Annotated in this window: 13 protein-coding genes; 7 read left to right on the plus strand and 6 right to left on the minus strand. The window is 72.0% G+C overall.

All coding sequences use genetic code 11. The features are described 5' to 3' along the window. Positions 1-239 precede the first annotated feature (239 nt). Positions 240-572 (minus strand): PPC domain-containing DNA-binding protein, encoded by a 333-nt coding sequence (locus Acy02nite_RS01120; RefSeq protein WP_203737665.1) that lies wholly within the window; start codon positions 570-572, stop codon positions 240-242. A gap of 35 nt (positions 573-607) precedes the next feature. On the opposite strand from Acy02nite_RS01120, the gene Acy02nite_RS01125 reads away from it, so the two are divergent. Both Acy02nite_RS01125 and Acy02nite_RS01130 read left to right on the plus strand, forming a co-directional pair. After that, a complete protein-coding gene (locus tag Acy02nite_RS01125) occupies positions 608-1,306 on the plus strand; it encodes a class I SAM-dependent methyltransferase (RefSeq protein ID WP_239174035.1) in 699 nt (232 codons plus the stop codon). Positions 1,307-1,342: 36 nt separating this feature from the next. After that, positions 1,343-2,071, plus strand: a complete 729-nt coding sequence (locus Acy02nite_RS01130; protein WP_203737667.1) for a hypothetical protein — start codon at positions 1,343-1,345, stop codon at positions 2,069-2,071. Positions 2,072-2,153: 82 nt separating this feature from the next. On the opposite strand, the gene Acy02nite_RS01135 is transcribed toward Acy02nite_RS01130, so the two are convergent. The 3 genes from Acy02nite_RS01135 to Acy02nite_RS01145 are packed head-to-tail and all read right to left on the minus strand — an operon-like array spanning position 2,154 to position 4,311. Continuing rightward, entirely contained in the window at positions 2,154-2,669 is a 516-nt protein-coding gene (locus Acy02nite_RS01135) for a hypothetical protein (RefSeq protein ID WP_203737669.1), read from the minus strand. A gap of 25 nt (positions 2,670-2,694) precedes the next feature. After that, a complete protein-coding gene (locus Acy02nite_RS01140; protein ID WP_203737671.1) occupies positions 2,695-3,654 on the minus strand; it encodes a sensor histidine kinase in 960 nt (319 codons plus the stop codon). A gap of 3 nt (positions 3,655-3,657) precedes the next feature. After that, the gene (locus Acy02nite_RS01145) at positions 3,658-4,311 is read right to left on the minus strand and encodes a response regulator transcription factor (RefSeq protein ID WP_203737673.1); all 654 of its coding nucleotides are present in this window, start codon (positions 4,309-4,311) and stop codon (positions 3,658-3,660) included. 207 nt (positions 4,312-4,518) lie between these two features. Between Acy02nite_RS01145 and Acy02nite_RS01150 the strand changes: the two genes are divergently transcribed. The 3 genes from Acy02nite_RS01150 to Acy02nite_RS01160 all read left to right on the plus strand — a co-directional run bounded on the left by Acy02nite_RS01150 (position 4,519) and on the right by Acy02nite_RS01160 (position 9,946). Continuing rightward, positions 4,519-8,535, plus strand: coding sequence for a SpoIIE family protein phosphatase (locus Acy02nite_RS01150; protein ID WP_203737680.1), 4,017 nt, complete (start codon positions 4,519-4,521; stop codon positions 8,533-8,535). After that, the gene (locus tag Acy02nite_RS01155; RefSeq protein ID WP_203737682.1) at positions 8,532-8,831 is read left to right on the plus strand and encodes an STAS domain-containing protein; all 300 of its coding nucleotides are present in this window, start codon (positions 8,532-8,534) and stop codon (positions 8,829-8,831) included. Before Acy02nite_RS01150 ends, Acy02nite_RS01155 begins: the two co-directional genes overlap by 4 nt. A 266-nt stretch (positions 8,832-9,097) precedes the next feature. Next, positions 9,098-9,946 carry a DUF6807 family protein gene (locus Acy02nite_RS01160; RefSeq protein ID WP_239174037.1) on the plus strand — a complete coding sequence of 283 codons (849 nt, stop codon included), beginning with the start codon at positions 9,098-9,100 and terminating at the stop codon, positions 9,944-9,946. Between the two features lie 257 nt (positions 9,947-10,203). On the opposite strand, the gene Acy02nite_RS01165 is transcribed toward Acy02nite_RS01160, so the two are convergent. Next, entirely contained in the window at positions 10,204-10,383 is a 180-nt protein-coding gene (locus Acy02nite_RS01165) for an antitoxin (protein WP_203737684.1), read from the minus strand. Between the two features lie 166 nt (positions 10,384-10,549). Here Acy02nite_RS01165 and Acy02nite_RS01170 point away from each other — a divergent pair, with 166 nt between their 5' ends. Next, positions 10,550-11,239: a hypothetical protein gene (locus tag Acy02nite_RS01170; RefSeq protein ID WP_203737685.1), complete on the plus strand. Its 690-nt coding sequence runs from the start codon at positions 10,550-10,552 to the stop codon at positions 11,237-11,239. Between the two features lie 65 nt (positions 11,240-11,304). Further along, the gene (locus Acy02nite_RS01175) at positions 11,305-11,910 is read left to right on the plus strand and encodes a hypothetical protein (protein ID WP_203737687.1); all 606 of its coding nucleotides are present in this window, start codon (positions 11,305-11,307) and stop codon (positions 11,908-11,910) included. Positions 11,911-11,983: 73 nt separating this feature from the next. Here Acy02nite_RS01175 and Acy02nite_RS01180 read toward each other — a convergent pair whose 3' ends face one another. Beyond that, positions 11,984-12,859 carry a LysR family transcriptional regulator gene (locus Acy02nite_RS01180; protein WP_203737689.1) on the minus strand — a complete coding sequence of 292 codons (876 nt, stop codon included), beginning with the start codon at positions 12,857-12,859 and terminating at the stop codon, positions 11,984-11,986. Positions 12,860-12,898: the final 39 nt, after the last annotated feature.

A 12,898-nucleotide genomic window follows, 5' to 3' on the forward strand; every position in this document is an offset into this window, starting at 1 on the left:
CCGCGCGACCTCCGCGGTTCAATCCTTCGGCCGTGGGCAGCAGTCAGTCACCGACCCGACAGCGGCAACGTCCCGGCGCGGGCCGGCCGCCGGGTGCGTCCGTACAGCTCAATGCTCAGCTGAATGACTACGACGACGGCCGGTCACGACGACCCCGTTGTGCCAACTGCCATGCGGATCCGGCGGCGCCGGACGACACAGCGAGCCGGAGCGAGTCTCGCGGCGCGGGATCCGTGCCGTCATTCGGTGAGCGGGGTGAGGTAGGCGCGGACGAAGAAGTCGCCGACCACCGCGCGGTGCAGGTGGCCGGCGACGACCACGTCCTCGCCCGCGAGGGTGACGTGGACGTGGACCCGGCCGTCGACGACCTCGCCGGTGCCGGTCAGCTCGAACGGCTGATCGTAGGAGCGGATCAGGTCGGTGTGGGCGTCGTCCTCGCGCATCACCGAGATGGTCGCGTGCTCGACGGCGCCGATCAGGGTGATCACGCCGGCGACGGTTCCGGTCGTGGTCACGGCCGCCTGGATGATGTCGAGGACCTCGTCCCCGCGGTTCACGGTGATCAACCGCATGGCGTGCCTCCCGGTGCCCGGACCATCATGACGGCGTGAGCGAGGACCTTCCGCTGCGCGACCGGCACGCAGTGTGCGACGGCTGCCAGGATGGTGTGGTGTTGCTCGACGATCATGCCCTGCACGCCTCCTCCGTGGTGGCGAACTGCGCGATGAACCGTGAGCGTCAGCTCGCCGGCGTGAACAGCTACGCGAAGGCGCTCGGCTTCGACCCGGCCGACGGGTTGAGCGGCGCCTGGCTGGATCTGTGCTGCGGGAGCGGCCGCGCGCTCATCCAGGCCGCCCAGCGCCTGAACGGCAGCGTGACGCTGGTCGGCGTCGATCTGGTGGACGCGTTCCTGGCGACTCCACCCGGGGTGACCTTCGTCGCCGCGCCGATCGAGAGCTGGGCGCCGGACCGCGTGTTCGACTTGATCACGTGCGTGCACGGCCTGCACTACGTCGGCGACAAGCTGGGCGTCATCAGCCGGGTCGTGAGCTGGCTCGCTCCGCGGGGGCGGTTCGCCGCGGACCTGGATCTGAGCAGTGTCCGGCTCGAGGACGGCAGCCCCGCCGGCCGCCGGCTCGTCGCGAGGCTGCGTGACGCCGGGGTCGACTACGACGCACGGCGCCGGCGGGTGAGCTGTGTCGGCCCGAAGGAGCTGACTCTCCCGTACGAGTATCTGGGCGCCGACGATCGTGCCGGCGCCAACTACACCGGCCAGCCCGCGATCCACTCCTATTACCGGAAGTGATCAGGGCCGTGGCGGCAACCTTGGCATGCTCACGAGATGCGCCCGTGCCTCGTGGTCGTCGCCCTGCTGCTCACCGCGACGGCCGGCTGCGGCACGGATGAGCCGTCGCCGGCACCATCCCCGAGCCCGAGCCCGAGCCCGAGCGAGAGCAGGAGCCCGAGCCCGAGCGCGGACGTGACCGGTGCACCGACCGTCGCCCGGACCACGACCGCGGCGCGGAAGGGCGGGCCGGGCACGGAATGGGAGATCACGGTCTACTACACCGCTGTCGAGGACTTCCACGACGGCGCGGACACCGAGGTCACCGGGTGCACGAGGCTGGAGTGCAAGGACGGGCAGGACGATCTGGGGTCGTACCCTGCGGACTTCGTCGAGGCGGTGCGGGACGAGGGCACCGGTCGCACCTCGTCCGGGCAGTACCTGAACTGGTCGTACGACGTCGGCTTCTGGCTCGACTCGGCGCCCCGCACCAGCGACGGGCAGCGTCTGACGCCGTTCTTCTCGGCCGCCGCGGACCCGGACGTGCTGCCGCAGGGCACCCGTTTCAGGATCACCGGCTGCGGCGTGCAGGATGACGGCTCCGCCCCGCAGGAGGCGGTCTGCGCCGCGCTGCGGGACGGCGCCTGGACGGTCACCGACGAGTTCACCCCGGGTCTCGGCGGCTCGCACCACCTCGACGCCTACATCGGCCCGGAGACCGGTGAGAACTTCACCGACTCGGACTGGTACGTCACCCTCACCGGCGCCCGGCTCACGATCGGCTGAGAACCGCGGGCCGGGGGGTCAGGCGGCGTTTCGCAGTGCGGCCGAGAGCGAGGCGAGGTCCGGCCGCACTGCGAAACACCGTCTAGGCGGCCGGCTTGTCCTTGGGGGCCGGTGCGAGCTTCTGGCACTCCTGTTGTGCCTGGCGCACCTTCGGGTCGCCCGGGTCGACGCCGAGCTTCTTCGTGTCGATGGAGGTGCCGCCGTTCGCGTCGGGATCGGGCCAGTTGGTGAGCCCGTGGTCGCGCATGCATTGGGCCACCTGCCGGAGTTTCGCCAGGTCCTCCGCGGGGATCGGGGTCTTCGGGCCCTCCCACGGCGCGTATTTGCGGCACGCCTGCTCGGCCGCCTCGACCTTCTTCTGGTCGACGCCGTCCGGGTTGTGCACGGTCAGGCCGCCCTGCGGATCCGGGTCGGGGAACCAAGTCTGCCCCTGGGCACGCATGCACTTCGAGTACGCCAGGGCGGACCGCTCCTCGCCTCCCGCGGCGCCGCTGGCCGTCGCGCCCGGATCGGCAGTGGCGACGGTCGGTTCCCCGGCCTTGGTGCAGCCGGCGATCGTGAGGACCAGAAGCGCTGCTGTCAGCATTTTTCGAGACATGCCCATTGTTGTACGCCGGGACCGGTCACACCACGGGCACAAAGCGGACCAGGATCGTGAGGCCGCCCCCGGGGCGGGCGCTGACGGACAGCGCGGCGCCGTGCGCGGCCGCGATCGCCTGCACGATGGACAGTCCCAGTCCGTGATGACGGTCGTCCGCCGTACGCGCAAGCCTCTGGAAGGGGTGGAGAAGCCGATCCACGAGCTCCGGCGCGATGACGGGACCGGTGTTCGCCACCGTCAGCGCTGAGCCCTCGGTGCGCACTTCGAGCCGGCCGCCGGGAACGTTGTGGCTGATCGCGTTGTCGACCAGGTTCGCGATCAGGCGCCGCACCAGAGCGGGATCGCCGAGCACCGCGGCCGGCCGCAGCTCCGTCGCCGTCGTCAGCCCGGCCGGCCCGGTGCCCAGCACCTGCGCGGTCAGCGCGGCCAGATCGATGTGCTCGCGACGGTCCAGGCCGCGTTCGCTGGTCGCCAGGGCCAGCAGGGACTCCAGGAGGCGCGCCTTCTCCTCGCTGACGGTCATCAGTTCGGCGAAGTGCGCGCGATAGGTCTCCACGGTCGCGCCCGGGTCGAGCAGGGCCTCCTCCAGCAGAGCGTGCTCCCAGGTCAGCGGCGTGCGCAGCTCGTGCGCGGCGTTCGCCACGAACCGTTTGTGCGAGTCGAGCGCCGTCTCCAGCCGCCGGGTCATCACGTGCAGGGGCCGCAGCACCCGGCCGGCCAGCAGCCAGCCGATGCCGAGCGAGACGAGCAGCATGATCGCGAGCGCGAGGCCGGCTCTCAGGAGCAGTTCGTGGCCGATCACCGGCTGCCCGCGCAGCGTCTCGGTGGAACCGGTGACGGACGCGCCGGATCTGTTCTCGGTGGATCGGATCACCGTCGTCGCACTGCGGCTGACCAGCAGGTAGGTCACGCCGAGCAGCGCGGTTCCGGAGAGCAGGAAGAGCGCCCCGTACAGCAGGGTCATCCGCACCCGGACGGCCATGGTCTAGATCCGATATCCGCAGCGCGGAACGGTCTCGATCACCGATGGTTCCCCGAGCTTGGCCCGCAGCCGATTCACTGTCGCCTTCACCGTGGTCGTGAACGGATCGGCAGCGGAGTCCCAGACCCGGTCGAGCAGTTCCTCTGCGGAGACCACCCGGCCGCGGGCGGAGAGCAGGTATTCCAGGACCGCCAGCTCCTTCGGGTTGAGCGCGAGCCGCGCACCGCTGCGGGTGGCCGACCGGCGCGCCGGGTCCAGAGTCACATCTCCGCTGGTCAGCGTGGGTGGCAGGGCGTTCTGGGTGCGGCGGGCGAGCGCCCTGATCCGGGCCACCAGCTCCGGATAGGCGAACGGTTTCGCGAGGTAGTCGTCGGCGCCGATGGTCAGCCCGTGCACCCGGTCGGCCAGCGTTCCGGCCGCGGTCAGCATCAGCACCCGGGTGCGGGCCGGCTCCCGCATCAGCTCGTGACACACCTGGTCCCCGTGCACGCCGGGCAGGTCGCGATCGAGAACGACCACGTCGTAGTCGCCCTCGGCGGCCCGTTCCAGGGCGGCGGGCCCGTCGTGGGTGACGTCGACGGCCATGCCCTCGCGCCGCAGCACCCGCGCCACCGACGCCGCGAGCCGCGCGTGATCCTCCACCACCAGGATCCTCATGCCGGCCAGCCTAGGAACGTGCTCGTCAACTGGCCGTCAACGTGCGTGGCGAAGCGACTCGCGCGACCGCGGGCAGAGACGGTCGCCGATCTGCGCGTGCCGGGTGGGCGGGACCACCGTCGTACCGGGGTAGGACCGGGGATCAAGTGGGTAGTGGCGGGTGCGTATTTTGAGTGCGATCTGTGCCGGTGAGGAGATATTCGTACCGTGAATGACGTCTTCGCCGCGGACGCCGAGGTGGGCCGCGATCTGGATGCGGTCGACTGGGAAGCCACTCCCCTCGGCCCGCCGGAGGGCTGGCCGCAGAGCCTGCGGACGGCGGTCAGCATCCTGCTGTCGTCGCGGTTCTCGATGTGGATGGCGTGGGGCCCGGAGCTGACGTTCTTCTGCAACGCGGCCTATCGGCGCGACACCCTGGGCGAGAAGTACCCGTGGGCGCTGGGCCGGCCGGCGCGCGAGGTGTGGGCGGAGATCTGGAACGACATCGGCCCGCGGATCCAGAACGTGCTCGACACCGGCCAGGCCACCTGGGATCAGAGTCTGCTGCTGTTCCTGGAGCGCTCCGGGTACTCGGAGGAGAGCTACCACACGTTCTCCTACAGCCCGCTGCGCGACGACGACGGCACGCTGGTCGGCATGCTCTGCGTGGTCAGCGAGGAGACCGACCGGGTGATCGCCGAGCGGCGGATGGCCACGCTGCGCGACCTCGGCTCCGACCCGAGTGTGATCCGCACCGAGCGGGAGACCCTGACGTTCGCCGCGCGGCAGCTCGAGAAGAACCGGCGTGACCTGCCCTTCACCCTGACCTACCTGTACGACGAGGACGGCCGCCCCCGGCTGCGCTCGTCGACCGGCATCGCGGCGGACCATCCGCTGACGGCCACCTTCGACGGCGGGGAAGGACTGGTGGCCCTGGCGGGGCCGGACCTGCCCACCGGTGCCTGGCCGGAACCCCCGCGTCAGGCGCTGGTGGTGCCGCTCGCCGCGGACGGGTTCTTCGTCGCCGGCCTCAACCGCTACCGTCCGCTGAACGACTCCTACCGGGGCTTCGTCGAGCTGACCGCCGCTCACGTCGCGGCCGGGGTCGCCAGCGCCCGCAGCTACCAGGCGCAGGAGCGGCGGGCCGAGGAACTCGCCGAGCTGGACCGGGCCAAGACCATGTTCTTCTCCAACATCAGCCACGAGTTCCGGACCCCGCTGACCCTGATCATGGGCCCGCTGGACGAGCTGCGCACCCGCCTCGACGGCGCCGGTCAGGAGATCCGCGACGAGCTGGAGGTGATGCACCGCAACGGGCTGCGGCTCGGCAAGCTGGTCAACGCGCTGCTGGACTTCTCCCGGCTGGAGGCCGGCCGGATGCAGGCGCGTTACGAGCCGGTCGACCTGGCCGCCACCACCGCCGAACTGGCCAGCGTGTTCCGGTCCGCGGTGGAGCGGGCCGGCCTGACCTTCGACGTGGACTGCCCGCCGCTGCCCGAGCCGGTGCTGGTCGACCGCGGCATGTGGGAGAAGGTCGTCCTCAACCTGCTCAGCAACGCGCTGAAGTTCACCTTCGACGGCGGCATCCGGGTCGCGGTGCGTGCCGGGGACGGGTTCGCCGTCGTCACGGTCGCCGACAGCGGCATCGGGGTCTCCGCCGAGGAGATGCCACGGCTGTTCGAGCGTTTCCACCGGATCGGCGACGCGCGCTCCCGCTCGAACGAGGGCAGCGGCATCGGCCTGGCCATGGTCAAGGAGCTGGTCGGGCTGCACCACGGCACGGTCACCGCGGACAGCACGCCGGGCACGGGCACGACGTTCACGATCCGGCTGCCGTTCGGTGCCGCGCACCTGCCGGCCGACGCGGTGGTCCCCGCGCGGGAGGCCACCACGGTGTCGGCGACCGCCGAGCCGTTCCTGGCCGAGGCGGCCCGCTGGCTGCCCGGGGACACCCCGATCGACGCGCCACCCCCGGCCCGGCTCGCCGGGAACGCGGCCGACGTGCTGGTGGCCGACGACAACGCGGACATGCGGGACTACCTGACCCGGCTGCTGCGCTCGGCCGGGCACCGGGTCACCGCGGTCGCCGACGGCCGGCAGGCGCTCGACGCGGTTCGCGCCCAGCCGCCGGATCTCGTGGTCAGCGACGTGATGATGCCCTGGATGACCGGGCTGGAACTCCTCGGGGAGCTGCGCCGGGACAGCCGTACGGCCGGGGTGCCGGTGCTGCTGCTCTCCGCCCGCGCCGGCGAGGAGGCGTCGATCGAGGGCCTGGAGGCGGGCGCCGACGACTACCTGTTCAAGCCGTTCTCGGCGGCCGAGCTGCTGGCCCGGGTCCGGGCGAACGTGGAGCTCGCCCGCCTGCGCAACCGTCACGCGCGGTGGCGCACCGCCCTGGTCGACTCGCTGCAGGAGGCGTTCTTCGTCTGCGACGAGGACGGCGCCGTCATCGAGATCAACGCGGCGTTCACCGACATGATCGGATTCGGACCCGAGGATCTGCCGTACGCACCCGTGCACCCCTGGTGGCCGGATCAGTCCACCGACGCCGAGGCGTACGCGCAGGTGCAGGAGGCGTTCGAGCTGCTCATGCAACGGCGGCAAGGCGACTACACGATCCCGGTCCGGCACCGCGACGGCCACCAGCTGTGGGTCGCGGCCGCGTTCAACCACGTGCGGGACCCGGACAGCGGGCGCCGGGTGATCGTCGGGACGTTCCGGGACGTGACCGACGAGCACTACGCGATCCAGCGGGAGACCGCGCTCGCCTCGCTGAGCCTGCGCCTGTCCGACGCGGAGGACCTCGGGGACGCGCTCGGCGGGGCGCTCGACGAGTTGCGGGGGCTGTGGCAGGCGTCGTACGTCGTGGCCGTGGTCTTCGACAGCGTCGGCAAGCCCGCGCTGACCGCCACCGACCCCAGTGTGACCTGGGCGAACCTGCCGCAGGAGCGACTGCTCGCCCTGCGCGACCGGCCCGCGCTCACCCCGCTGGGCGAGCGTGACGGCGGCGCCGGCATCACCCTCGAACACCCGCAGGGCACCATGGTCGTCTGGATCGAGCCGAGCGCCCGGCGGCCGTTCACCGAGCAGGACCGGACGCTGCTCGCCCTGCTCGCCGGGCACCTCGGCCAGGGGCTGCGCCGGGTGCACCGGATCGACCAGCAGCGGGAGACCGCCCTGGCCCTGCAGCGCGCGATCCTCGGCCCGGCCCAGCTGCCGGCCGGTTTCGCGGTCCGCTACGAGCCGGCGACCCGCCCGCTCAAGGTCGGCGGCGACTGGTACGACACGATCCCGCTGCCGGACGGCAAGATCGGCATCGTGGTCGGCGACTGCGTGGGCCACGGCCTGCAGGCGGCCACGGTGATGGGCCAGCTGCGCTCGGCGTGCCGCGCCGTGCTGCTGCAGGATCCCAGCCCGGCCCGGGCCCTCGCCGCGCTGGACCGGTTCGCCGCGCTGCTGCCCGGCGCGAGTTGCGCGACGGTGTTCTGCGGCGTCCTCGACCCGGGGAACGGGCAGCTGCGCTACTCCGCGGCCGGCCACCCGCCGCCGATCGTCGCGCTCGCCGACGGCGCCACCCACCTGCTCGACCAGGGGCGTGGCCGGCCCATCGCGATCCGGCCGGACGATCCACGCGACGAGGCGACCTACGAGCTGCCGCCACGGACCACGCTGCTGCTCTACACCGACGGGCTGGTCGAGCGGCGCCGGCAGCCACTGACCGCGGGCATCGACGAGGCGGTGACGGCGGTGCGGCTGGGACGCCGTACGCCGATCGAGGACCTTGCCACCGAGGTGATGGCGAGCCTGGCGCCGACCGGCGGGTACGACGACGACGTGGCGCTGCTGCTCTATCGCCAGCCCGGCCCGCTGGAGCTGGAGTTCCCGGCCGAGTCCACCCGCCTGGCGCCGGTCCGCACCGCGTTGCGGGGCTGGTTGGAGCGCTGCGGCGTGGACCCGGTCATCGCGCAGAACGTGCTGGTCGCCGCGGGTGAGGCGTGTGCCAACGCGATCGAGCACGGCCACCGTGACCTGACCGGGGGCCTGATCCGGCTGCGCGCGGCGGTGACCGCTGACGCGCTGCGCCTGATCGTGACCGACAGCGGCCGCTGGCGGAGCCCGCAGCCGGGCGACAACCCGCATCGCGGGCGGGGCATCATGCTGATGCGCGCTTTCATGGGCGAGGTCACCATCACCACCGGCAACGCCGGGACCATCATCGAGATGCAGACGGAGATCGCGTCATGACCACGGCGCTCACGCTGACCACGGGACAGGACCCCGACGGCGTTGCGGTGCTGACCGCGGCCGGGGAGATCGACATGAGCAATGCCGAGACGTTCGCGGCGGCGCTGGTCGAGGCGGTGCCACCGTCCGGGCGGCCGCTCGTGGTGGACCTGACCGCCGTGGAGTACCTGGACAGTGCCGGCCTGGCCGCGCTGTTCCACCACGCGGAGCGGATCGAGGTCGTGACCGGGCCGCTGCTGAGCCCGTTGCTGACCATTTCCGGTCTCGCCGACCTGACCACCGTGCGGACGCGCTGACCGGCACGGTTTCCCCGCGCCTCGTGTTCGTTCATGTTCGAGTCACGAACAGTCACGTGATGTGACCACTTTGATCACGCTCGCGCGCGTCCCCGTTACCCACCCGTTAGCGCGGGCGGCCTTGACGCGACTCCGGACCCGGGGTTGACTCTGACTGTTCGTGAGTGAACGCGTCGGAATTTGTGCGCTCCACATCGAGCCGGACCTGCGAGGAGGAGACGCGTGCCACCCTTGATCTCCGGACGGCCCACGGCCACATGACCCGGATGCGCGCGGCCCTCACGGCCGGCAGGTCGGTCACGGTGACCTCCGGCGACACGACCCTCTTCCGGTACGACTTCGGCGCGCCGGTGCCACACGCCGCCGAGCTGCGGACCCGGGCCGGCGTCACGGTGCCCGGCACGATCGCCTGGTCCCCGCCGCACGACGATCCCGGGGCCGCCGCCCACCGGATCCTCACCGAGCTCTCCGCCACCGCGACCACCGCGACGATCGCGCACCGGCTGCGCTGGCCCGCCGTCGACGAGTGGCGTTCCCTCACCACGTCGCTGACCGGCGACGACACCTGGCTGCTGCTCTTCGAGAACACGGTCACCAATGTCTGCGGCCGCGCTCTGCCCCTGGCCGGCCCGTCCTTGACCGGCCCGTCACCGACCGACCCGCCACTGACCGGCCCATCACCGACCGACCCGCCGTTGACCGACCCGTCGCTGATCCTGGGAGCGATCGCGGCGCCGTCCGCCGCCCGCGCGGAGTGGCAGGCGGCCCGTCTAGCCGGCGGCACCGTGGTCGTCGTCGACGACAGCGCCAACCTCGCACATCCCCCGCACTGGTCGGCGGGCCTGAGCCCGGCACCGTTCGGCAGCGGGAAGCTCACCCTCGCCACCGATCAGACCATCGCTTTCCGGTACGCCGTGATCATCGCCCCCGCGAGTCACGACGCCCGCCTCCTCCCGGTCCTGGCCGCCCTCGGCCGTGACGCCCTCGCCGGCACGCTCCCCGCCGGCCGCGGCCGGATCTGTCACGGCGAGCACGCGAGCCGCGGCCCGATCCACCGGACCCGGACACGAGTGCTCACCCGCCAATGCATCGGCGGCACCCCGCCTGTCGCCTGACTCACCCGCCGCTGCCCGGCGCGAGCTTCCCGGCTGGTGCTCATGGTCGTAATGAGGCACGAATAACGCCCATGAGCACCAGCCGGCAACGGCGAGCCGCGGCACTGCCTCGACAACAGCCCACACCGCGCAACACCGGCAGGCGGCCACCCGCCGCTGCCCGGCGCGGGCTTCCGGCAGGCGCACACCCACCGCAGCCCGGCGCCGACTTGCCGGCGGGCGTCACGACGTACGCGCGAAGGGGGTTGATCGTGAGGTCAGGGGTGGGTGTCGCCGTCGCCGGTGCGCCGCTGGGCCTCGTTCACCGCCTTGTCGATGTGGGTCGAGTACTTGCCGCCGGTCCGGTCGTCGATCTGCTCGCCGACCTTCTCGAGGGCCTTGTCGACCTGCTCGTCGTGCTTGTCGATGAAGTCCTTGGCCTTGTCCAGAAAACTCACGCCGTCACTCCCTCGGGGTTGTTGATCGAGCCAAACACGCACGCCGCGTGGCTGCGAGCGGACGCGCCGTTGATGGCGTACGCAATAAGAAGGGTGACAGAAAGCGCCGCATCGTCGCCCTCTAGCATTTGCGACGGTTCGGCACGCGGTGTGGAGACGAGGCGACATGCGCTGGCTGCGAGGGCTCGGCAAACGACGGGTTGATCTTGATCCCGTCCGGCAGCAGGAGATCCTGCGCGAGCTCCGGCAGTTCGGGCCGCACGGGATGGGCAAGCTCGCCGATCAGGCCGTGCGGGCTGCCGCGCTGATGGAGGGGCCGGACGGGGTCGCTGTCGCGGCGGTCCTGCTGCGCGAGTTCGCCGACGCCGCGTTCGCGGATTTCGCCCGGCAGAGCGCGGCGCTGGGCATGACCGCTGACCGGCGCAACTACCGGCAGTTGTGGGAGAGCGCGGGCAAGCGCGTGCGGTCGCCGCTGTTCGCGACGCCGGGGGGCATCCATCCGTACGTGCACGTCGCCGCCGCCGTGAACGTGGTCGGCGCGCAGGCCGCCGCGGCCGTGAAGATCGTCGACCCGGTGCCGTTGCTCTCGCACATGTTCGAGGTGCTGGACCTGACGCTGGCCGGGTGGGAGTTCGGGCGGGTGCTCGTCGACGTCAACGGCGCGACCCTGGCGGTCAACCTGATCACCGCGGCCACCGCGCTGCGCGGGGAGATGGCCGACCCGCCGCCGCTGCCCCAGCCGGCGCGGACCCAGATGCGCAGCAACAAGAGCGTGAACGTGCTCGACCCCGCCGTCAGCCGGATCGTCGGCCAGTGGAATCCCGGCAAGCAGATGCGGGAGTGTCTCCTGGCCTGAGTTTCCTCAACCCGTGGCGCGGCGGACCGATGTTCGCGGCAGTTCCACCACGGAAGGGGGAAGACATGGCGCAGGATGCCCCACGTCGCGTGCCGGCTCGCGCCGACGGCTGGCGACCCGACGACCCGGTGCTCAACGGGCTGATCCACAAGTGCATCGAGCAGTCGCACCGCAAGAACGCGGAGACCGGCAGCATGACCGCGTTCTTCGGAGGCGGCATCGTCCTGACGATCTTCGGCGTGATCCTGGCGGCCGGCACCGGCAATCCGTTGCTCGCGATCGCCGTGGTGATCGCGATGGCCGCCGCCGGCCTGCTGTACGCCGGCATCAACGCCCCCGCGCCCAGGGCCGACCCGATTCGCATCCTGGACGTGCTGGGCGGCCCGGGCAACCTGCCGGCCGGCTACCTGGTGTACCCGGCGGCGTGGCGGGCCGGCATGCCGGAGTTCCTGGCGAACGTCGGCAACCGGCAGCTCTCGGTCGCCACGCGGCTGTGCCGGGAGCACCCGGGCTCGGTGACCGACCTGATCCGCCTGGTCGCGAACGCCGAGGTGCACGCGCACCAGCACGTGTACGGCCGGGCGGTGACCGAGGCGGACGTCTACCGGTTCGCGCACCGGGCGACGGTCGAGTGGGCCCGGATCGCCCCGGTGTCGATGAACGCGGCCTGATCCGCACCTGAGAGGCCCGGTCCCGCTGAGCGGGGCCGGGCCTCTCGCCGCGTGACACCCCGGCCGCGACCGGTCAGTCGTAGGGCGCGGCCTCGGCCACGAACGAACGGAAACGGTCGGCCGCCGGCGTCAGCCGGCGGTCGGCGCGCCAGGTCAGGCCGACCACCCGCTCGCCGCCCGGCGCGGCCAGCGGCAGCCCGACCGTGCCGGAAGCGCCGGCGATCCGCTCCGGCACCAGCGCCACCCCGAGCCCGGCGCCGACCAGGCTTTCCACCGTCGCCAGGTCACCGATCTCCAGCGTGACCCGCGGGGTGACGCCGGCCGCCGCGAACAGGTCGTCGATCAGCCGCCGGAAGCCGTAACCGGGCGGGACCGTCACGAAGTCCTCCCCCGCCACGTCGGCCAGGCGCGCGCGTCCGCGGCCGGCCAGGCGGTGTCCCGGCGCCACGATCAGGGCCAGGGCCTGTGTCTGCAGAGGCACCCAGCCGTACGGCTCATGCTGCGGCCCCCAGTTCAACGCGAGCTCGGCGACCCCGGAGTCCAGGTGGGGCATCATCTCGTGACCGGGTTCCTGGCGCAGTTCGATCCGCAGGCGCGGGAAGCGTTCGCGCACGTCGCGCAGGATCCGCGGGACGAGCGACGTGGCCATCGAGTCGAGGAACGCGAGCCGGACCGTGCCCGCGTCCGGGTCGAGCAGTCCGGCCAGGTCGCGCCGGAGGCGGTCGTACCGCTCGATCAGCTCCGCGGCCGCGGCGAGGGTGACGTCGCCGAGCGGGTTGGGGTGCACGCCCCGCGCGTCGCGTTCGAAGAGGCGCGCGCCGAGCTCGGTCTCGACCCGCGCGAGCAACCGGGACAGCGTGGGCTGGCTGACATCGAGCGCGGCGGCCGCCGCGGTGACGTGGCGATGCTCACCGAGAGCCAGGAGTCCGCGGAGATCCTCGAGGTGCATGACGCTCATCATACGGACCACGTATCGAAACCATGATCC

It is taken from the genome of Actinoplanes cyaneus, assembly GCF_016862095.1.
GTDB classification, from domain to species: Bacteria; Actinomycetota; Actinomycetes; order Mycobacteriales; family Micromonosporaceae; genus Actinoplanes; species Actinoplanes cyaneus.